The 21,749-nt window shown below is 35.6% G+C and carries 24 protein-coding genes and 2 tRNA genes; 5 read left to right on the top strand and 21 right to left on the bottom strand.

From position 1 onward, the window contains the following. Positions 1-18 precede the first annotated feature (18 nt). The 21 genes from REB14_RS17560 to REB14_RS17660 all read right to left on the bottom strand — a co-directional run bounded on the left by REB14_RS17560 (position 19) and on the right by REB14_RS17660 (position 17,767). A tRNA-Asp gene (locus REB14_RS17560) sits at positions 19-92 on the bottom strand. A gap of 33 nt (positions 93-125) precedes the next feature. Next, positions 126-199 (bottom strand) — tRNA-Asp (locus REB14_RS17565). Between the two features lie 126 nt (positions 200-325). Further along, complete coding sequence (trxA, locus tag REB14_RS17570) at positions 326-643, bottom strand: thioredoxin (RefSeq protein ID WP_027374941.1); 318 nt, start codon at positions 641-643, stop codon at positions 326-328. Positions 644-727: 84 nt separating this feature from the next. Beyond that, on the bottom strand, positions 728-1,903 hold the full coding sequence (locus REB14_RS17575) for a cysteine desulfurase family protein (RefSeq protein WP_079240778.1): 1,176 nt from the start codon (positions 1,901-1,903) through the stop codon (positions 728-730). A gap of 2 nt (positions 1,904-1,905) precedes the next feature. Then, entirely contained in the window at positions 1,906-2,373 is a 468-nt protein-coding gene (locus tag REB14_RS17580) for a hypothetical protein (protein WP_309522852.1), read from the bottom strand. A 24-nt stretch (positions 2,374-2,397) separates the two neighbouring features. After that, positions 2,398-2,985: an HAD-IB family hydrolase gene (locus REB14_RS17585; protein ID WP_079240776.1), complete on the bottom strand. Its 588-nt coding sequence runs from the start codon at positions 2,983-2,985 to the stop codon at positions 2,398-2,400. Between the two features lie 3 nt (positions 2,986-2,988). After that, positions 2,989-3,714, bottom strand: coding sequence for an SDR family NAD(P)-dependent oxidoreductase (locus REB14_RS17590; RefSeq protein ID WP_079240775.1), 726 nt, complete (start codon positions 3,712-3,714; stop codon positions 2,989-2,991). Continuing rightward, positions 3,714-5,033 (bottom strand): FAD-binding oxidoreductase, encoded by a 1,320-nt coding sequence (locus REB14_RS17595; RefSeq protein WP_309522853.1) that lies wholly within the window; start codon positions 5,031-5,033, stop codon positions 3,714-3,716. The genes REB14_RS17590 and REB14_RS17595 overlap by 1 nt, the downstream gene beginning before the upstream one ends. After that, positions 5,030-5,917: a decaprenyl-phosphate phosphoribosyltransferase gene (locus REB14_RS17600; RefSeq protein WP_079240773.1), complete on the bottom strand. Its 888-nt coding sequence runs from the start codon at positions 5,915-5,917 to the stop codon at positions 5,030-5,032. The genes REB14_RS17595 and REB14_RS17600 overlap by 4 nt, the downstream gene beginning before the upstream one ends. Positions 5,918-6,024: 107 nt before the next feature. After that, entirely contained in the window at positions 6,025-6,714 is a 690-nt protein-coding gene (locus REB14_RS17605; protein ID WP_034697463.1) for a YiaD family glycine zipper/OmpA-like lipoprotein, read from the bottom strand. A 25-nt stretch (positions 6,715-6,739) separates the two neighbouring features. Beyond that, positions 6,740-7,231, bottom strand: a complete 492-nt coding sequence (locus REB14_RS17610; RefSeq protein WP_034697462.1) for a lipocalin family protein — start codon at positions 7,229-7,231, stop codon at positions 6,740-6,742. A 124-nt stretch (positions 7,232-7,355) separates the two neighbouring features. Further along, entirely contained in the window at positions 7,356-9,038 is a 1,683-nt protein-coding gene (locus tag REB14_RS17615) for a S8 family serine peptidase (RefSeq protein ID WP_309522854.1), read from the bottom strand. Positions 9,039-9,125: 87 nt separating this feature from the next. Further along, complete coding sequence (locus REB14_RS17620) at positions 9,126-9,749, bottom strand: WbqC family protein (protein ID WP_185103729.1); 624 nt, start codon at positions 9,747-9,749, stop codon at positions 9,126-9,128. Positions 9,750-9,808: 59 nt separating this feature from the next. Further along, positions 9,809-11,455, bottom strand: coding sequence for a signal peptidase I (lepB, locus tag REB14_RS17625; RefSeq protein ID WP_309522855.1), 1,647 nt, complete (start codon positions 11,453-11,455; stop codon positions 9,809-9,811). A gap of 134 nt (positions 11,456-11,589) precedes the next feature. Then, positions 11,590-12,291 carry a 4-hydroxy-tetrahydrodipicolinate reductase gene (dapB, locus tag REB14_RS17630; RefSeq protein WP_079240770.1) on the bottom strand — a complete coding sequence of 234 codons (702 nt, stop codon included), beginning with the start codon at positions 12,289-12,291 and terminating at the stop codon, positions 11,590-11,592. A 63-nt stretch (positions 12,292-12,354) separates the two neighbouring features. Then, positions 12,355-12,993 carry a DUF5683 domain-containing protein gene (locus REB14_RS17635; RefSeq protein ID WP_079240769.1) on the bottom strand — a complete coding sequence of 213 codons (639 nt, stop codon included), beginning with the start codon at positions 12,991-12,993 and terminating at the stop codon, positions 12,355-12,357. Further along, a complete protein-coding gene (locus tag REB14_RS17640) occupies positions 12,994-13,884 on the bottom strand; it encodes a ParB/RepB/Spo0J family partition protein (RefSeq protein WP_034697457.1) in 891 nt (296 codons plus the stop codon). Between the two features lie 69 nt (positions 13,885-13,953). Beyond that, on the bottom strand, positions 13,954-14,727 hold the full coding sequence (locus REB14_RS17645; RefSeq protein WP_002981269.1) for a ParA family protein: 774 nt from the start codon (positions 14,725-14,727) through the stop codon (positions 13,954-13,956). A 164-nt stretch (positions 14,728-14,891) separates the two neighbouring features. Then, complete coding sequence (locus REB14_RS17650) at positions 14,892-15,734, bottom strand: hypothetical protein (protein ID WP_079240768.1); 843 nt, start codon at positions 15,732-15,734, stop codon at positions 14,892-14,894. 255 nt (positions 15,735-15,989) lie between these two features. Further along, complete coding sequence (locus tag REB14_RS17655) at positions 15,990-16,277, bottom strand: hypothetical protein (protein ID WP_309522856.1); 288 nt, start codon at positions 16,275-16,277, stop codon at positions 15,990-15,992. A 203-nt stretch (positions 16,278-16,480) separates the two neighbouring features. After that, the gene (locus REB14_RS17660) at positions 16,481-17,767 is read right to left on the bottom strand and encodes an adenylosuccinate synthase (protein WP_209785668.1); all 1,287 of its coding nucleotides are present in this window, start codon (positions 17,765-17,767) and stop codon (positions 16,481-16,483) included. 211 nt (positions 17,768-17,978) lie between these two features. Here REB14_RS17660 and REB14_RS17665 point away from each other — a divergent pair, with 211 nt between their 5' ends. From REB14_RS17665 to REB14_RS17685, 5 genes are all read left to right on the top strand, one after another. Further along, the gene (locus tag REB14_RS17665; RefSeq protein ID WP_309522857.1) at positions 17,979-18,767 is read left to right on the top strand and encodes a hypothetical protein; all 789 of its coding nucleotides are present in this window, start codon (positions 17,979-17,981) and stop codon (positions 18,765-18,767) included. A gap of 14 nt (positions 18,768-18,781) precedes the next feature. Beyond that, positions 18,782-19,231: a hypothetical protein gene (locus tag REB14_RS17670; protein WP_309522858.1), complete on the top strand. Its 450-nt coding sequence runs from the start codon at positions 18,782-18,784 to the stop codon at positions 19,229-19,231. 245 nt (positions 19,232-19,476) lie between these two features. After that, on the top strand, positions 19,477-20,403 hold the full coding sequence (locus tag REB14_RS17675; RefSeq protein ID WP_309522859.1) for an alpha/beta fold hydrolase: 927 nt from the start codon (positions 19,477-19,479) through the stop codon (positions 20,401-20,403). Between the two features lie 32 nt (positions 20,404-20,435). Then, positions 20,436-20,981, top strand: a complete 546-nt coding sequence (locus REB14_RS17680) for an AAA family ATPase (protein WP_309522860.1) — start codon at positions 20,436-20,438, stop codon at positions 20,979-20,981. 87 nt (positions 20,982-21,068) lie between these two features. Continuing rightward, positions 21,069-21,587 carry a hypothetical protein gene (locus tag REB14_RS17685; RefSeq protein ID WP_309522861.1) on the top strand — a complete coding sequence of 173 codons (519 nt, stop codon included), beginning with the start codon at positions 21,069-21,071 and terminating at the stop codon, positions 21,585-21,587. Positions 21,588-21,749: the final 162 nt, after the last annotated feature.

Here is a 21,749-nt window from a genome sequence, read left to right on the forward strand (position 1 = left end):
ACTTTGATATCGCAGTTGCGATCCGGACGGGACTCGAACCCGCGACCTCCGCCGTGACAGGGCGGCATTCTAACCAGCTGAACTACCGGATCAATTTTTTTTAAAAGAAATTGAGAAAACTTCTGCGATCCGGACGGGACTCGAACCCGCGACCTCCGCCGTGACAGGGCGGCATTCTAACCAGCTGAACTACCGGATCATTATTTGAAAGAACGTCGTTTCTTTTTCGTGGTTGCAAAATTACAACTTTTTTTGTTATCTGCAAATTTTTTCAAAAAAAATGCCTTCCAATACTGGAAGGCGTTCATTATCAAACTTATTTTTTTTATAAGTGAGCGCTTAATTTTTCAGCAATTACCTCTTTTGGAGCTACACCTACTAATTTATCTACTACTTCTCCATTCTTAAAAATAAGAACTGTAGGAATATTTCTGATACCATACTGCATAGAAATCTCCTGGTTGTTGTCTACATCTACTTTTCCAACTACTGCTTTACCTTCAAAATCTGATGCTACTTCTTCGATGATTGGTCCTAAAGTTCTACAAGGTCCGCACCATACTGCCCAGAAGTCTACTAATACCGGTTTGTCTGATTTTAAAACCGTATCCTGAAATGAGCTGTCTGTAATTTCTAAAGCCATTTTTGTTTCTTTTATTTTAATTAATATTATTTTTCTTTTAATCCTTTATTGGATGTTCAAAATTACGCTTTTTAGAGCACAAGCCTATCTATGCTCAACATTAGTTTTTTCTATAGTGTAATCGCTTGAAATTTCCTTTAATGCATTGACCAATGTATCAATCTCCGCTTTGGTCGTCATATGGCTGAACGAGATACGTAATGGAGTACAATGATCCATTTCGTCCTCAGAAAGTACCATCATCATTACCATTGAAGGTTTTGAGGCTCCTGATGAGCATGCACTTCCCTGAGAGATAGCAATCCCTTTCATATCTAATTGAAGTCCTATCAGTGGATTTTTATAAGGTAATAAAGCACTTAAAACTGTATAAAGACTGTTTTCCTTTTCAGCACTTCTTCCATTGAATTTAATTCCTTCTATTTCGGCAGAAAGTCTTTCAATTGCATAATCCTTTATACTCTGCATATGGTTGGTATATTCCTCGATATGATTCAGAGAAAGTTCTAATGCTTTTCCTAATCCTACGATACCACAAACATTTTCAGTTCCTGCTCTAAGGCTTCTTTCCTGAGGTCCTCCGGTAATAATTCCTTTTAAACCTGTTGCTTTTCTGATAAACGCAAATCCAGCTCCTTTTGGACCATGAAATTTATGGGCACTGCAGGATGCAAAATCTACAGGAATATCAGAGAAGTCAAGGTTCATATGAGCCATTGTCTGTACCGTATCTGAGTGGAAAAGTGCATGGTGTTCTTTGCACAGCTGGGCAACCTGTTTAAGGTTGATGATATTCCCAATTTCGTTGTTGGCATGCATTAAGCTAACCAATGTTTTTTTATCTGAAGCTTTTAAAAGTTCTTCTAATTTAGCAAGATCAATATCTCCTTTTTCATTCGGGCGGATGTAGTTTACTTCTACTCCTTTTCTGCTTTTCATATCCAGAATACTTTCAGAAACGCATTTATGTTCCAGAGGAGAACTGATGATTCTTTCTACTCCAAGGTGTTCTACCGAGGATTTGATGATCATATTGTTTGATTCGGTACCACAGGACGTAAAAATGATTTCAGCAGGAGTTACATGAAGATAGTCTGCAACCTGTCGTCTTACATTTTCAATAAGGATTTTTGCTTCCTGACCAAAACTGTGTGTTGAAGACGGGTTTCCGAAATTCATTTTCATAGTGCCAACCATTGCATCTATAACTTCTTCTGCAAGCGGAGTGGTTGCGGCATTATCTAAATATACTTTATCCATTATTATTTTGAATATTTTAATTCTACAGAGGTAAATTTATAATCTGTGGGAACAGTAAATATAAACCAAGGGCTTGAGATCACCTGAATTTCCATTCCACCGGAACGTTCTCCAGCCGGAACTTCTACATACAGAATCTGATTTTTCACAGATATACTTTTAATCTCTTCAATTTTGTGGCTCCCTGATCTGAAGGTTCCCAAATTGTATAAAACGACTTTTTTATTTTTCGGAAACTGCGGATATTTGATATAAGATTCTTTTCCTATTTCTGAAATACCAAAACTTCCGCTGATAATATTGCGGAAATCTTTTTCTTCCTTAATAATTCTAAAGCCGGGAGTATCTGCTCCTCCCTGGGATTCAGAGACAATAAGTTCAGCATTTCCCTGCGCAGGAGAAGACTTCTGAGATGAAGTGCTTGCACAGCTCATGAAAATTGCTGCACATGCGATTAACAGGCTTTTCATTTTTTACAATTTTATCTCCCAAAATTAGTGAAAAAATTGGTAATGTCCCTCATTTGCCCATTTCAACATTGGCCGATCTCCTGAAGTATCACCAAATGCAATAATCTTATCGTATTTAGAATCGTTAATTTCTTCTTTAATTCTTACCAGTTTTTCTTTCCCATTACAGTTTTTTCCTACAAAATTTCCTGTGAAAACTCCGTTCTTAAACTCTGCCCGCGTAGAAACAAGTTCCATTTTCAGCTCATCAGCGAAAGGTTTCACCCAGATATCTAATGAAGCGGTTACCAATAAACTTTGTGTATTATTCCTATCGATATTTTTTATAAAGTCTAATGCATTCTCCCTCACTATTTTAGGATAATGGTGTTCAAAAAACTGTTTAGATTTCTGTTCAATTTTTTCCTGAGTCTGGCCTCTTAAAATAGAGCCTATAAAGCTTTTTTTCACTTTTTCTGTTTCAGCAAGTTTCAGCTTCAGCAGAATAAAGAGAGGTACATGTCTTAAAAATTGTATACGATATTTTGTAGAATCGTAAAATTTAAGATACATAAACATTGTATCTTTATAGGTAAGGGTTCCGTCAAAATCAAAACAATACAATTTTTTCATTTTTTAAAGCTTTAATTTCTTGAATATAAACTCAGGGATATTCCTGATAATCATCATAATAATACTCCAAACCGGCAAAACATATGCCACATTTCTCCTCTTTTTGAAGGCATTGTAAATACAGGAAGCAGCCTGTTTGGGACTTGCTGTCAGTTTCGGATTTAAAGGCAGACCTTCTGTCATTTTAGTTTCCATAAACCCCGGTTTTATGGTAAGAACGTGTACTTTTTTTTCAAAAAGGTAGTTTCTCAACCCACTCAGATAAGCAGTAAAAGCTGCTTTTGCACTTCCATAGATAAAATTGCTCTGCCTTCCCCGGTCTCCTGCCACAGATGAAAGCCCGATAATCGTTCCGGATCTTCTGCTTTCAAACTTATGAGCAAAATAATTTATCACAGGAACCAGTTTTGAATAATTGATATCAATGATACGTTCTGTATTTCTGTTATCATACAATCCTTCTTCGGTTCCTTCTCCTAAATATCCTACGGCACAAAATAATACATTTGAATTGATATTATCAAATCTATTGTAATCAATTTCTTTAGTCAGATCCAGTTCAATGACTTCCGCCTGTTGTAGAAACTTCACATCGAGGTGTCTTGCAAAACGCTCTGTAGTTTCTTTATTTGAGGTAAAAAGATAGATTTTTTCAAACTTCTCTCCTTCCTGAAGTGCCTTTTCCACAAAAGCCTGTGCCACTTCAGATGTACTTCCCAGAACTATCATTATGAGTTATTATTTATGATTCTTTTGTGCTGTAAAGACACAAATTTAGGATTTTGAATATTTTTCAGGTAATTGGTAAGGGATGATCTGCTCATGCTGTCTTTGGTAAGATAAATTCTTCCTCCAAACTCCTGAACAATAGCATCCAGCTGATCTACCAGTTCTTTCAGTTTTGAATTAACTTTAAAATCAAGAGCCAACGTATACCCTTCCACAGGGAATGAGTTGTAGGCCTGGGGATTGTTTTTTCCAAAAAGTTTTAAAACCGCTAAGAATGAACCGTTCCCGCTTTTGGCAATCGTTTCAAGAATTCTTTTCATTCCTTCTTTTCCTGCTTCTTTAGGAATTACCATCTGATACTGTATAAAACCGGATTTACCGTAGATTTTATTCCAATCTGTGATGGCATCCAAAGGATAGAAAAACGTCTCATAGTCGATAAAGTTTTTCACTTCTTTTTTAGACTGTTTTTTATAGTACAGCCAGTTGAATATTTTTACGGTAAAGGCATTCAGTACAAATCCCGGAAAATAAAAAGGAACGGTAGGTTGTAATTTTTTCTTTAGTCTTAAAGGTGTTTTTGAAAAACTCTGGGGAAGTTCATGCTGAAACGCATGTTCTCCTCTCATGAGAATACTTCTTCCGATATTTTTTCCTTTCTGAAGACAATCAATCCATGCAACAGTGTAGGTCCAGTTTTCACTTTCATCAAAGAGCTTAAATATCTCATCAAGATTGTCTGCTTTTATACTTTCCTGACGAATGTATGCAGACTCTATATTTTTGAGTTTAAATTTTGCGGTAAGAATAATTCCTGTAAGTCCCATTCCTCCAATGGTAGCCCAGAACTTTTCTGCATTCTCTTCTCTGGAACAGGTAATAATTTCACCTTTCTCAGTCATTAACTTAAACTCGATCACATATTCTGAAAAACATCCTTCTGCGTGATGGTTTTTTCCATGAACATCGGAAGCTATAGCTCCTCCTACTGATACAAATTTTGTCCCTGGAGTAACGTATAGAAAATATCCCTGTGGAACCGCTATCTCCAGTACATCTGAAAGCAGTACTCCGGATTCACATTCTATGATTCCGTTCAATCGGTCAAAATTGATGAATTTATTTAATTTTTTAGTTGAAAATATAGATTCTCCCAACGAAGCATCTCCATAGCATCTCCCGTTTCCTCTCGCAATAACCTCGTTGTGACTGAGTACAAATTCTTTTATTCTTCTGAAACTGTCCTCAGATCTCATTTCCTTCTCTACTATTGGGAAATTTCCCCAGTTTGTAACTTTCTGTATGAAATTCGGTTTCATTTCTTAAAATAAATTTGAATTAAAAATGCCACTACCCAAAGTAATAAAGTAACCTGTATGTAACGGTCTCTGTATACAATTTTTGTAGGAGATTCCGTTCTGTTATAAACCAGTGTCTGCTGAAGATATCTTAACAACGCGAAAACAACGAAAATTACAGTATAAAAAACTCTTTCGTGAAATCTCTCCTGAACTTCGGGAGAAAGGGTAAACATCAGGTAGCAAACAATAGCCAGTGTAATAGAAATGGATAAAGCAATATCTGCAAACTGAACATTATATCCATCCAGTGCCTTTCTTGTTTTTCCTGAAACCTGGGCATTGATAAGTTCTCCCCTTCTTTTTCCTATAGCCAGTACCAAAGCCAATACAAACGTCAACAGGATCGCCCATTGTGAGATACTGATTCCGGTAATATAACCTCCAGCCAGTACACGCAATACGAATCCTATGGCAATGATAAAGATATCAATGATAGGAACATGCTTCAGCCTGAAAGTATAGGCAAGATTCATCACCACATAAAACCCTATGATGATTGCAAATTTCCAAAGAAATTCATGGAAATAAAGTTGAGTAAAAAATACAAGAACTATATCAACCACGATGAGGCTTATAAGAATTCCTATCGCTTTTGATTTTGAAATAGCTCCGCTTGCTAATGGTCTTCTTCTTTTTTCCGGGTGCTTTCTGTCTGCTTCAATATCATTATAATCATTCAGGATATAGACCACACTTGCTGCAAGGGAAAATATAACAAATGCAAAAATGCTTTTGAGAAGCAGATCTATATTGGTAATATTACCTGAAAAGAACAGAGGGACAAATACAAAAAGGTTTTTCACCCATTGCTCCACACGGAGCAGCTTTAAATATTTCTTCATTTATGTTATTTCAAATACAAAAATAATAAATTCAAAATTTCTAGCATAAAAATACAAAAAAAACCGCCGGGGCGGTCTTTTACGAAAATATTTATATATTAAATTAACTATTGGCCTTGTTTGGCGTCGTTAATCATTTTTTCATTGGCAGTAATAGCAAACTCTACTCTTCTGTTTTTAGCTCTTCCTTCATCGGTATCATTGCTTGCTACAGGCATTGCTTCACCTTCACCTTTTGTAAACATTCTGCTTGATGCAATTCCTTTTCCTGATAAATATGCTTTCACAGCGTCTGCTCTTCTTTGAGAAAGTTTAAGATTGTACTCATCCGAACCTTTGCTGTCTGTGTGACCATAGATGTTGATATTGGTATCTGGATTGTTAACCAGTACTTCAGCTAATTTATCAAGGTTTGTCTGTGCTACAGAAGTAAGGTTTGAAGAGTCGAAAGCGAAGTTAACAATACTTTCATTCATGGTTACTTTAATACCATCTCCTACTCTTTCTACCTGAGCTCCTGGTAAAGTTTCTTTAATATCTTTAGCCTGCTTATCCATTTTGTTACCGATAACGTTACCTGCAACACCACCGATAATACCTCCTAATACAGCTCCGATAGCACCGTTTCCTCCTTTACCTACATTATTTCCAAGGATACCTCCAAGTACTGCTCCTGAAGCAACACCTACTGCTGTACCTCTTTGTTGGTGATTTGAATTCTGAACCGCTTCACAGCTTGTCAATAATAATGCTGATGACAAGAAAAGGGCTCCTACGTATGTTTTTGTAAATTTCATTTTTTTGATCTTTTATGTTGATAAATTATTTCATTCCTGTTCTTTGGAAGTTGTAAACTACTTTTACATTACCTCCTTCAAAAGGAACATCTTGCTCAAGTGAAAACTGATCTGTAGTCTGATTGATCATTGTAAGGCTGTAACCAGCTGTATTTTGTTTTGCTTTTGTACCTGTAGCAATCTTTTTAAACATAAACGTATTACCGCCTTTTACTTCAAATTTGATAGGTTGTGTAATTGCCGGGCAATCTCCACCACCGTTTAAAGTATACGCTCCTGTCCAGTTATTAGGAATCAATCTCCAGTGACTTCCTACGAAGCACTGTGCGTCTGCACCTTCGTCAAAAGGTTTAATTTTATAGCCTTTATCATAATCTATGCTCACAATCTGCCAGTCTCCTTTCATTTTAAGGAAGTCGGCTCTTTGATTTTGAGATGTAGCTGCTTTGTTAACAGAGGAACACGAAACTGCAAAAAGTGATGTTCCCAACATCCCTGCAAGTAGTAACTTTTTCATTTTGTTGTTTATTATTTTGTTACTATAAAGTTACAAAAAACCGTGCCAAAATTTAAAATAAAAAATAAAAAGTCCGAAAAAATTCGGACTCTTTATGGTTTCTCCTTAAACAGAGGGAGATAAATTATTTTTTAACAGCCTTTTTTACGGATTTCGAAGGCTTGACAGTGCCTGAAGGTTTCCCTTTGTAGAAATTCGTATACGCATATTCTGCAGCTTTTTTAAGGTCTATAACTCCACCAGCCTGAGATTGGTCTCCAAACCCATCTGCTGTACTTGGATTGCTGCTTTTCACAAGAGCTTCAATGATCTGATAAGGTTTCAGGTCTGGCATATAAGCCAGTAAAACAGCTGCTCCTCCGGCTACAACAGGTGAAGCCATAGAAGTACCCTGAAGATATTTATATTCGTTTTTAGGAACGGTAGAATAGATTTCTTCTCCAGGAGCAAAAACGTTCACCATCTTTTTATTGTAATTAGAAAAATCTGCTCTCAGCGCATTGTTTTTATTGGTACTTGCACCTACCACAAGAACATTACTTACAAACGGTTTTTCGTCCGTAACGTTTTTAAAGTTGGTAGGATATGCCAGATGCTCTGCTACATCTTCATTTTCGTTACCTGCAGCCTTTATTAAAAGAACTCCTTTATCTTCAGCATATTTGAAAGCATCCCAAACCACATTTTTACCAGGAGAAACAGGTTTTCCAAAGCTCATATTTAATACTTTCGCTCCGTTATCTACTGCATATCTGATCGCATTAGCAACATCTTTATCTCTTTCATCACCATTAGGCACTGTTCTAACAGACATGATCTTAGCCACTTTGGAAGCGACTCCGTACTGAACTTCTTTTCCTTGCGGAAGTCCGGCAATAATACCTGCTACGTGAGTTCCATGTTCTGCATCCGGTCCTTCATAGTGATTATTTCCGTAGATTTTTTCAGAATAATCATCGTAGTTATCCCCTACAATCTCTTTTCTCGGATCGTATGAAAGGTCATATTGTTTTGCTGCAGGAGCAAAATGATCGATGGCTTCTTTCATTTCCTCCTTCATCTTTTTTTCAAATTCCTCTGCTGATTTTCCTTTGAATTCCGGGCTTTGTGAAATCTGGCCTAAGAAATCCAGGGCAATAGCATCTCTCTGATCTGTTGGAGCTTTGATAGCTGCAATAGTTTCAGCGGTTACAGGCTTACCTCCTAATAGTTTTACCATATTAGGAATCAGCTCATTCAACATAGAATAGGTCTGAAAATTTTGTTTCGCCTCGATACTTTTTTTATTGAACATATCTTTGGCCTTCATGTACATCTCAAACTCCTCCTTCATTTTAGCTTGGTTGGCTTTATTCTTTGTGGAATCATCTCCTTCGAAAACAGGCTTATATTTGGCAACTACTCTCGTTACCTCCATGTTATCGATATCAATATCACCGTTTTTACCTCCTATAAAATTCCATCCGTGTACGTCATCAATATATCCGTTTCCATCGTCATCTTTACCATTTCCAGGAACTTCATTAGGGTTTGACCATAGGTTCTTTACCAATCCGGGGTGATCTACCTGTACTCCACTGTCTAATACACCCACCACTACGGTTTTAGGCTTCAGGCCTTTAGATTCCAAGTATTTATAAGCATTTGCTGTATTTACTCCATATACTTTTGAAGATGCAAAATCTTTATGATACCATGTCATCAAATCTTTATCTTCGTTGGGATCAATACTTTTAGCTTTAGATTCCTGTGCAAAAGAGAAACTAAAACCTGCTAAAAAAACTGCAGCTAATAATACCTTTTTCATATGTTGATATTTAATTTTTTAAAGACATATTCCAATCGCCACCTTCATGTTTTTTATCCTGAAAATTTTATCAAAAGCGATTGTATGCTAATATGATTGTTTTATATTTTTTATATATACCAATGATTCCGGGCCTTTATTACAAATAAGGTCAAGAACCGAAAGATCTTCCAAAAATCCTAATTTATCAGAAAATGTCTGGTAATATTCTTCCATCTGAAATTCTGAAGGAAGTTTTGCCGAAAACTTTTCTCTGAAATTAATACTCTCCGGATTTTTGATATATTCTTCATTCAAAGAGTGTGCCTTTTCTGTTTTCAGTATCTGTTGGATTACTTCTATTCCTTTAAGGTTAAAATCCAGAAGAAACTTTTCTTTAAGGTCAAATATTTTTCTGAACTTATCTTCATAATATTCGAAATAAGGAGAGCTCTGGTATGCGGTCTTAATAGATTTCCAGTGAAGTGTTCTCCAGTCTTCGCGGTAAGAGATTTCAACATCTTTAAATTCTCTTTTTCCGTTATGGTTGATAGGAATTATTAATGACAATTTTCCGTTAGCTCCGTAAATATTGGCTCTGTTTCTGTATGTCTGCTTCGGGAAGTTTTCAAACTGTTCAAATACAATTTCATTCTCAGGGTTCAAAAACACTGAGAACCATGAGATTGGGGGCATATAAAATGCCGGCAATAATACATTCGTCATATTCATAATGCAAAAATGAAGTATTTTTTCAAATACTTCATTCTATTTTAAGTTTAATTTTTCTATTATTCGTCTTCAGTTTTTTTCTTTCCGAATAATTTCATGAAATACTCCCATCCGAAGAATAAAATCAGGATCATCGCTGCAACCCACCAGTAAGAAGTTTTATTGGCTTCTCCTGTGTTGGTAGCTTTAAACATTCTTTCCCAACGGATTTTAAATGGTGCCTGATAAGTAGAGCTGCTGTCAGAGAATGCACCCTGAAGACTCATCCAGGTAAACATTGGTTTTCCGACAATATTTTCTTCCGGAACGAAACCAAAGAATCTTGCATCTAATGAAGCGTCTCTGTTGTCACCAATCATCATATAATAATCCTGCTGAATAGTATACTGACTCGCTTCTTTACCATTAATAAAGATCTCTCCGTTCTTTTTCTCTAAACTGTTGTGTTCATATTCAGAAATAATCCATTGATACATTGGAAGTGTCTCCTGATTGATCGCTACTACATCTCCTTTTTTAGGAATTCTGACAGGTCCGTACCAATCCTGATTCCAAGGTTTGTTTATTGGGAAAATGGATTGCGTTGTATCGATTTTAGTTTTAGCTTCGTCTCTGTAATATACTGCAGCTTCTCCTTTTGGTGAAACTTCTTCCTTCATATCAATAACGTGAGGAAGTTCTTTAATTTCTTTAGCCGTTTTATCCGTTAAACCCTGGAATCCATAAAGGAAACCTCCGTTATTCTGCTGCACTTCCTGAACTGGTAAAAATCCATAAGCTTTATATAAAGTAGGGATATCTAATTGCGCATCTGTTGTTACAAGGTATCTGTGCTGTACTTCCTGATCTCCTAAAACAGTCTCCGGCTTTCCGTTCACGAAAAGTCTTCCGGCTCTCATTTCAAAAGTATCTCCCGCTGTAGCCACACATCTTTTTACATAAGGATCTTTTCTGTCAATAGCAGTATGTACTGAATCCTGAGGATAGTTGAACACAACTACATCATTTTTCTGTGGTTTATTGAATTGTAAAATTCTTGTGTAAGGAAGCTTTACCCCATCTACATAAGATTTAGGATCATCTTTAGGATTACCTTTCTGTCCTGTATCCATAATAGTTCCCTGAAGGAAAGGTATTGCTACCGGACGCATTGGAAGTCTGTACCCGTAGCTCCATTTGTTTACAAAAAGGAAGTCACCTACCAATAATGTTCTTTCCATAGATCCTGTAGGGATCCCGAAAGGCTGTGTTACAAAAACGTGAATAATAGTAGCGAAGACTACAGCAAAGGTAATAGAACCAATGAATGTATCTTTCTTCTTATCATTTTTCTCTTCGTCTGTAAGAAACAGATCGTTTGCATTTTCATCTTCTAACTCTACATCTTTAGAATAGTTGATAACCGCCATATAAATAAACGGCAGAATCACGGTAAGAATCTGATCTTTGAAGAGAGTTTTCCCGAACTTCTTCACTAAGTAAAGGTGGAAAACAGACATCATGATTGGCCCTACTATCGGAAGATAAGAAAGGATTGCCCACCATTTCGGATGTTTTGTTTCTTTAAGAATAATGAAATAGTTGTAGAAAGGGATAAAAGCAAATAAAGGGCTATACCCCATTTTTTTGAACAGTTTCCAAGATGAAATCCCCATCAATATGGATAGTATGAGGACATATACTGTATAAGTTAAAAAATAATTCATAAATTTTTGTGCCTATTCTTATGATATAAATAATAAAAATGATGAGTAATAAATGATAAAAGCATCCGCTGTTTACAATTCACTATTCATCATTTTCTGCTTATTGGTCTGCAATTTACAGAATTTGTTACAAATTAAAGCCCCAAAACGTCTTTCATTGCGAAGTTTCCTTTTTTATCTTTAATCCACTCGGCAGCGACTACAGCTCCCAGTGCAAAACCGTTTCTGTTGAAAGCGGTATGTTTGATCTCGATTTCGTCTACTTCACTTCTGTAATACACGCTGTGTGTTCCCGGAACTTCGTCTTCACGTACCGCAAAAATTCCAAGCTGCTTGCCTTCTGTTTCTTCCAGCTTCCAGGCATCGAATTTCGGATTGTTTTGAATGATTCCTTCTGCAATGGAAATTGCTGTTCCACTTGGAGCATCTTTTTTATGGATGTGGTGAATTTCTTCCAGCTGGCAAGAATATTCATCAACGTTTTTCATCAGATCCGCCAACTTTTCGTTGAGAGCAAAGAATAAATTCACGCCTAAACTAAAGTTAGAACCATATAGGAAAGCAGTATTGTTATCTACCGCCAGTTTTTCAATTTCAGCTTTTTGATCAAGCCATCCTGTTGTTCCGCAGATCACCGGAATTTTATTTTCAAGACAAGCTTTGATGTTTTCAAATGCAACTTCCGGTAGTGAAAATTCAATCACAACGTCCGGATTGTTAAGATTCTCAGCAGTTGGGGTTTCCTTCAGACGGGCAACTACTTCATGACCTCTCTTCTGTGCGATCTCATCAATGATCTTACCCATTTTACCGTAACCGACTAATGCTATTTTCATATAATCTTTTTATTTTTTTTACTCTGCATTCAATCCTCAGAACTCCTGCAGGTCTATTGTCTTTTAAAATCTGTAACTTAAACTGAATCCTGTTTTTGGTGCGCTGTACCCATACTGATCCTGAATAACCGATGGTTTAAAAACCAAATCCGGATCATGACGGCTTTCATAAAGATGGGCATCTACTACAGCATCTACAATATTCAGAATATAGATCAAACCTGTAATGGCAATGGCATAATCCCTTTGCCTTTTGGCTCTGTCCTGTGCATTACCCAAAGCTTTTTTGTCCAGCCACGGGTGACTGTCTACAAATTCATTAGGAGTACCATTCAGTTTTGCCACGTAATACTCACGGTATTTTTTGTATTGGTTATCATTCCATACGGCAATACCAACTCCTGCACCTACCGCTCCCCAAACAATGGGAATCTTCCAGTATTTTTTGTTATAAAACTGTCCTAATCCAGGTAAAACTGCAGAGTATAATCCGGCTCTGGTAGGGTTTAGCTTTATGGTTTTTGCTGTGGGACCATTGGCTTTTTCAAGGTCTTCAATAATCTTTGCTTCTGTTTTGCTTGGTTTTACCACACGAGATTCTTCTTTCGGAAGAGTCTGCATCCGAACGGTATCGATAGGTTTTACTTGTGAGTAAGCCAGTGCAGCAATACACAAGAAAAATGTGAAAAATATTTTCTTCATTTATTTAATATGGGATAAAATATATTCCAGCTCTTCTTCATTTTTGAAGTCCAGAACAATCTTACCTTTTTTACCATTTCCAGAAGATTTGATCTCCACTTTTACATCTAAGATATCTGCAATGGTCTTCTGGGCTTTTTTATAGTTATTGGAAAGCTCCACTTTTGCCTTTTTGGCAGCAGGAGACTTCGGGTTCTTCAATGCAGCAGCAGCCTGTTCAGCCTGACGAACATTTAATTTTTCTTTGATAATAAGATCAAATAAAACCTGCTGATCTTCTTCACTTTCAAGACTGATAATCGCTCTTCCGTGTCCTGCAGAAATTTCCCCGCTTCTGATGGCATTCTGAATATCCGGGTTTAATCTTAGCAGCCTGATAGAATTGGTAATGGTACTTCTGTCCTTTCCTATTCTCTGGCTCAGGTTTTCCTGAGTAAGACCGATTTCCTCTAAAAGCCTGTGATAGGTTAATGCTATTTCGATAGCATCAAGATCTTCTCTCTGGATATTTTCAACAAGAGCCATCTCAAGAAGCTCCTGGTCATTTACTAAACGGATATAGGCAGGAATAGTCGTTAACCCTGCAATTTTAGTTGCCCTGTAACGTCTTTCCCCGGAAATGATTTCAAACTTTTCACCGTCTTTTCTTAGGGTAATCGGCTGGATTACGCCTAAGTTTTTAATGGACTGTGCAAGTTCGTTTAATGCTTTTTCATCAAAATAAGTTCTCGGCTGCGTTGGGTTCGGATAGATATCTTCAAGCGCAACTTCCACAATATTTCCCACAAACTTATCTGCTCCTTCATCAGTAGCGGAATTGATAGTTGCTTTGGATTCTGCACTTAAAATGGCGCCCAAGCCGCGTCCCATAGCTCTTTTTTTGTCCTTCATAGATATAATTGATAAATGATGTTTGAAAAGTGATGCCGGGCATTCACTTGTTGGCCATTTATTATTAATTTAATTCTTTATTAAGTTTTCATTCTTCAAAAGAACTTCTTCAGCTAACTGAATATACTGAACCGCTCCTTTACTTTCTGCATCATAGTTCAGGATACTTTCTCCAAAACTTGGTGCTTCACTCAATCTTACGTTTCTGCTGATAATAGTTTCAAAAACCATTTCAGGGAAATGAAGATTTACTTCTTCAACAACCTGATTGGATAATCTCAATCGGCTGTCATACATGGTTAAAAGAAGACCTTCAATTCCAAGATCTTTATTGTGGATCTTCTGAACATTTTTAACGGTATTCAAAAGTTTCCCAAGCCCTTCTAATGCAAAGTACTCACACTGGATAGGAATGATGACAGAGTCTGCTGCTGTAAGCGCATTGACGGTAATAAGACCTAAACTCGGTGCACAGTCGATGATAATATAATCATAATCATCTCTCACACTTGCCAATGCTTTTTTCAGCATATACTCACGGTCTTCCTTGTCTACCAATTCGATTTCCGCAGCTACCAAATCGATATGTGACGGAATAATATCAAGGTTTGGAGTTGCCGTTCTTTTGATACAAACTCTTGTATCCGCACTGTGCTCCAGTAGATTATAGGTAGAATACTGAACATCCTCAACACCCAGACCGGATGTTGCATTCGCCTGAGGGTCAGCATCAATGATTAATATTCTTTTTTCCAATACTCCTAATGCTGCTGCCAAATTTACAGCGGTGGTAGTTTTACCAACACCTCCTTTTTGATTAGCAATACCTATGATTTTTGCCATTATTAGAACTTTAAGTTTCAAAAATACACTTTTTTCTTTGCTCTCGGTGAGTGGGGAAAATCAAAATTGAGTTAAAATATTGTTAATAAGCAATTTAACGATAAAAAAAATTATCCACAAAAAAAATTCTTTGTGGATAACTATTTGAAATTTACTTTTTCGTATTAATTCTCAAATTTCATGGAGATAGGAAATTTGAAATAACTTCTTACGTATTCTCCTTTTTTGTTTTTGGCGGGAACCCATTTTCCTTTATTGGAAATCATTTTAATTGTTCTCATTGCCTCATTATTAAAATCGGCGTTGGTTCCGTTAGCTTTTACCCCTGAGATGGTTCCGTCCATTTCTACAATAAAGGTAACTGTCGTCTTTACAACATCTTCTGATTCAAATCCTGAACCGTCAAAGCTGTTCATTACTTTATTTCTGAAGGAGTCTATTCCTCCTGCAAAGCTGGCTTCTACGCTAGGATCTCTATCAATTACTGAAGGGTCAGTTTTTTCAACTACAGGATCAGCCTTTACTGCAGGCGGCCCATCACCTCCGATAACTCTTGGAACAATCGGAATATAGGTGGTATTTGGAGTTTCCTTACCTTCTGATGTTTGCGTGCTTGCTACCGCGTTTATTTTATCCTCTACTTGTTTTTCATTGGTAACTATTGCTTTAGGTTCCGGCAATGTGTTATCATATGTCTTTACAGCAGGAGCTGGCGGAGTGGGTTTTACAATCTGCGCAGGAGGATCTTTGGGTTTATCATCCTCTGGAATAATCATCGGAGGAGGAAGTACAAATCCACCATCAGTAATCACTTCCGGAGTTTTAAATGCAGAAATTACAAATGGTGTAATTGATACTGCAGCCATTAAACTTGCTCCTATAAAAAGTGCTTTGGTTAATATTCTATCTGATTCGTTTCTTAATGCATAGGCACCATAGTCTTTATTGCGGTGCTCGAACAGAACTTCGTTAAAACGAAATTCCTGATTTTGGTTATGTTGTTTCATCACTACTACTATTTAAACTGTTAAAAATTGTGATTATTAGTTTTGTTAGCTCTTATCGATAAGCACTGTTGTAATATCAAAACATTTGCCAAAATTTTACCAAAACAACATAATATTAGAAAATTTTATGACAATGTTTAAATTTTAACATTTATAAATAGAAAATTTCTCCAGAAAAACACTCTTACTTTTTCATAAAAACAAATAAGAAAAAAAGAACACAAATAACAGATTATTAAACTATTGTAAAGAAGATTAAATAAGCAGCAGAAGAAGCGTAAGCGGTATTAATAGCCCCAAACCATTAATAATAATGAGAATAACAGAACTGATCTTAGTTTTCGAATAGCTTTTAGCGGCAAAATAGATTGCTCCTATGCTAAAAAGCAAACTGCAGGCAATAAACAGAATCAGTAAAAAATCTGCACTTACATTTAGTGGCAAGCCTAAATAAACAATAATTAAAACAGCATAGGCAATGGTAAAATATAAGCTGATCACAATATTGTCCAGAAAGCGTTGTGGTATTTTATTTTCTTCCATAATTTCTTATTTGCACTTTGTTTTAAGACAAAAGTATATAAAAATTTAAGATTGGAATTGTCTATTAAATAACAGGAAGTCTAACATCCTTGTCAAGGTTTAAAACCTTGACAAGGATTGATTAACAAACCGGTAAAGTAAACTTTAAACAAAAAAAGAGACCATCCTATGATGATCTCTTTGTTATTTTAAGTCTAAAAATATTAGAATAATTCTTTTCTGATGATGTTCTGACTTCTTTCAGGACCTACAGAAACTAAGTATACATTGATTCCTAAATATTTCTCAATAAACTCGATGTATTTCTGAGCAGTGTCAGGAAGTTCATCATAGCTTCTTGCTTTAGTAATATCTTCGCTCCAACCTGGTAAATCCTGATAGATTGGCTCGTAGTTGTATAATTTTTCTGTTGAAGAAGTGAAATAATCGATGATTTTTCCGTCTTCAGTTTTGTAGTGTGTTACCACTTTTAGGTTTTCAATTCCTGTAAGAACGTCAAGCTTAGTGATTACAAGGTTGTTGATACCATTGATCATACAAGCATGCTTTAAAGAAACAAGGTCTAACCAACCTGTTCTTCTTGGTCTACCTGTAGTCGCTCCGAATTCACCACCGATCTGTCTGATTTTTTCACCCAGTTCGTTATCCAATTCGGAAGGGAAAGGTCCGTTTCCTACTCTTGTACAGTATGCTTTTGCCACACCAATTAAGTTCTGAAGTGCAGTTGGCGGAACACCAGCTCCTGAACAAACACCTCCTGTAGATGGAGAAGATGAAGTTACATATGGATACGTTCCGAAGTCGATATCAAGCATTAATGCCTGTGCTCCCTCGAATAAAACGTTTTTACCGTCTCTGATTGCTTCGTTCAGCTCTAATTCAGTATCAACGATTCTATCCTGAAGTTGTTTTCCGATTTCTAAATATTCATTGTAGATTTCTTCAACGTCTAAAGTTGGTTTTCCGTAATATTTTTCAAAAAGAGAATTTTTAACTTTTAAGTTTTTCTCGATTTTATCTCTTAAAATTTCAGGATTTAAAAGGTCTACCATTCTGATCCCGACTCTTGCAATTTTATCTTCATAACAAGGTCCGATTCCTTTTTTGGTAGTTCCGATCTGAGTTCCTCCGTGTTCCTCTTCACGGTAAGTATCCAAAAGGATGTGGTAAGGCATGATGACATGCGCTCTTCTGCTGATAAAGATATGATCCGTTCTCAAGCCTTTGCTCTCGATCTGACCAACTTCTCTAATAAAAGATTTAGGGTTTACCACTACTCCGTTCGCAATGATACATTTCCCTTTGCATTGAAGAACTCCTGAAGGAAGAAGGTGCAAAACGAATTTTTCTTCACCCACATAAACCGTGTGACCAGCGTTGTCTCCACCCTGGAAACGTACTACATAGTCCGATTTTGCTGATAAAACATCCGTGATTTTTCCTTTGCCTTCATCTCCGTACTGAAGACCTACAACTACATAAGTTGACATATTTTACTTTTGTTTTTAGATTCGTGCAAAATTACTTTTAAAAAATTGGGTGAGCAAATTCTAGGTGGATTTTATTTTGAGATATAAAAAGTTTATAACCATTTTTAAATAAATTAGATAAATTTAAAAGATTATTTGTAAGTTAGAATTTGGATATAATCTGATTAGCCTGATAACCATAACATTTTAAAACTATAATATCGATTAAACTATGAAATTAATATTTTGGAATACAAAAAAAATAAATAATTTCAGAATAATTATGAGCATTTTAAATGATGAATCTCCAGACTTCTTATTTCTTGCAGAATTCAATTATAATGAACTAAATCCTTACATTTCTGAATTAAATTCAATTAATTATGAACATTTTTTAAATCCAGGCTGTGATAAAATTTTAATTATTAAAAAAAAAGAAATAGTAGATATTGATTTATCATTACAACATACTGATTATTCAGCAATTTATATTAAATCAATCGATATATATATTATATCTGTCCACATGCCTTCACAACTTAACTATGGTTTAGATGCATTAAAACATAATTTATCTGAATTTAAATTTCAATTTGAAAATCATATTGGAAATTCAGAACAAAAGAGTATATTACTCATAGGTGATTTTAATGTTAATCCATTTGAATCTCCAATTGTAAATTACGATGGATTATCTGCTACCAATACCACTAATTTTAGTGCCATTAAAGTATTTAGAGGTCAAGAAAATCATATATATTACAATCCTACATGGAAATTATATACAAATATCAATTTTCCTGGGACATTTAGAAAAACTAGACCCTCTAATTCTTCTTTTGATGTAATTGATCATCATTATTTAGATCAAGTTATTATTAGCCATAAATTCCTCAAAAGAATAAATAATGAACAAATAAATACAGTTTTACAGACAACAGAATTTAATATTTTTGACTTAACATTAAACAAAATTATACATTCTGATCATCTTCCTATAAAATATGAATTTCAATTATAAAATATATATAAAAAATGGAATGGAAAAACTTTAGTTTAGAAACTAAAAAGACACCAATAGAGGTGGTAGATGAAACTCTTCAAGGCTTTAATAAAGCTACTGGTGGATTACTAAATTTATCACTATTTGAAAAGTCTAATGTTGAAAAAATGAGAAATCAAGATCCTTATAGTTTTCAATATGATTTAATTCTTCACAGTAAATTTATGAAAAGCTATAAATTTGACGTATTTGAGTTATCATTTGATGCAACATTATACCCTTGTTCATTACTGTTAGAGAGAGGTATAACTGAAGAATTAAAAGAAAGATTTTATGAACCTATGGTTCTTGACACTGAAAGCAAGTTAAGAATAATACTTGAAAAAGTATTTACAACTAAAAGATTTGAAGAGATTGTTGAAGGACTAATGAAAATTTCTAGTTTGTCAAAAAAAAATGAAGAAGATAGTTTACCATTCTAAATAATATATAAAAAATCTCATAGCTCATCCAAAGAATTGATCATTCAAGATAATGAAAATAATATAATAATCATTGATAACATTGGTTAAATTCCTCTATTTTGAAGATTTAAATCATTTGTTAATCCGTTAAAAATAATGATAATTAAAATAATATTGTAAATGGAAGTCCTATACAAATAAATAACATTATTTCAATTTCTTTACTTATTCCCTATCTTTGATTAGCATCTAAACAAGTTCTTATGCCCATATCCCAAAAATCAGCATACCTTTCCTCAAAAATAGACAGCAGCTCACAACTTTTCTACACCTTGTTTTCTCCGGAAACAGCAAAATCTACCCTTCTCATCGTTCACGGCATGCAGGAGCACAGTGGAAGGTACACAGAGATTGCAGAATATTTTGCAGCTCATGGGATTGCTGTATTGACGTATGATCATTTGGGACACGGAAAATCTGTCAAAGAGAAAAAAGATATTGGTTTTTTCCAGCTTGAAAAACCAGATGAAAGACTTGTTTCAGATGCAGAAATGATGGCAGATCATCTTGCAGAGCAGTTTCCGGAGGTTCCTCATTTTATTATGGGACATTCGATGGGATCTTTTATCACCCGTTGTCTCCTTCAAAAGGCTAGCAATAAGTTTGCAGGAGCTGTCATTACGGGAACCGGCGGACCTTTACCAGGAATAGATCTATTGAGAGCTTATTTATCATTAACCAATGCCATCGCCCCACGTCATCGTACTTTTTTGAATTCTGTTTTTACAAGTGTCAATAACAAGCACTTTAAAAAAGATAAAGATTTCAGTGACACCAGCTGGCTAAGTGTAAACTCTAACAACAGAAAAGCTTTTGAGCAGGATGAACTTTGTGGGATTCCGTTTACTCATAATGCTTTTTATACTTTGTTTACTATTTATAAAAAGGCTACAGCGAGAAACTGGGCATCTTCTATTTCAAAGTCATTTCCTTTTTTATTTGTAAGTGGTCAGAATGATCCGATTGGCGATTTTGGAAAAGGGGTAATGCATACCGTGAACAACTTAAAGGCTGACGGTTTTCAGCATGTGGACGTGAAGATCTATCCGGAAATGCGTCATGAGATTTTGAATGAGGAAATACGGGAGCAGGTGTTGGATGAAATTGATCATTGGATTTCAAAACATTAAAAATTCCCGCAGATTTTATAAAATTAAAAACCATGAGAATACATATTTTCGGAGCTTCCGGTTCCGGAGTTACAACATTAGGGAAAGCATTGTCTGAGGAACTCCATATTGAATACTTCGACAGTGATGATTTTTTCTGGCTTACCACATCAAACCCCTTTACAGAAAGACAAGATCCGGAAATAAGAAACGCAGCTGTTTCAGATAAACTTCACTCCACAGACAGCTGGATTCTTGGAGGTTCGATCATTCATTGGGGTGAAAATGTATTTCCGGCATTCGATCTGATTATATTTCTCTATCTGCCTTCTGAACTCAGGATGGAAAGACTGAGAAAAAGGGAATACGAAAGATATGGTGATGAAATGATTACCAGCCCGGAAAGAGCCAAAAAGTTCCAGGAGTTTATGGATTGGGCTAAAGATTACGATTACAATACCGGTATTGCGAACAGAACTTTAAAAGCCCATTTGGAATGGCTGTCCGGGATGAATACTCCTCTGATTGAGCTTTCAGGTGATTATGAACTGCACCAGAAGATGGATATTATTCTGGATAAAATAAAACAGCCTATATAGAGATTGCTTCGCTTTGCTCGTAATGACAAAGGTTATGTTACTTTCAGCAGAATTATTAATTTAGGACACTGAAAAAAATCAATACCTGTGACTATAGAAGAACTTATAAAAGACAAAACTGTAAAATCAAAGGAAAAAGTAGAAATCATCAGCCAATGGATTATTGATTCTTCTTTGCCTGCCGATGAACTGATTGCTTTCGCAGAGAAATCAAAAGATCCAGCAAAAGCCACCTGCATAGAAGCCATGGAATATGCTACAAAACAAAATCCCAACCTTGCAGATGAAACCTTATTTTTATTTGTTACCCAAACGCTTACTGAAAAAGCAGCCAGAATAAAATGGGAAAGTGCTAAAGTAATAGGAAATACCGCTCATTTATTCCCTGAAAATCTGGATCAAGCTATCAGCAACCTTTTGGGCAACACAGAACATGAAGGAACTGTGGTACGCTGGAGTGCAGCATTTGCCTTGGGAGAAATTTTGAAACTGAAGACTAAGCATAATACGACTCTACTTCCAGCTCTTGAAAACATCAGTGAAAAAGAAGAGAAAAACAGTATTAAAAAGATTTATCTGGATGCGATTAAGAAAACGAAGAAATAATCTTTTTTCATATAAAATAAAAAACCCGGAAATCAATTTCCAGGTTTTTTTATGATAGGTTTTGGCTAATGTCAATGGATTCTTATTCTGTATTTAAAGACGGGCTAAAGCCTATCCCTATTGAATACCAACTACATTATTCATTCGCAGAAAATAAATAAT

The organism is Chryseobacterium metallicongregator, assembly GCF_031324065.1.
Lineage (GTDB): Bacteria > Bacteroidota > Bacteroidia > Flavobacteriales > Weeksellaceae > Chryseobacterium > Chryseobacterium metallicongregator.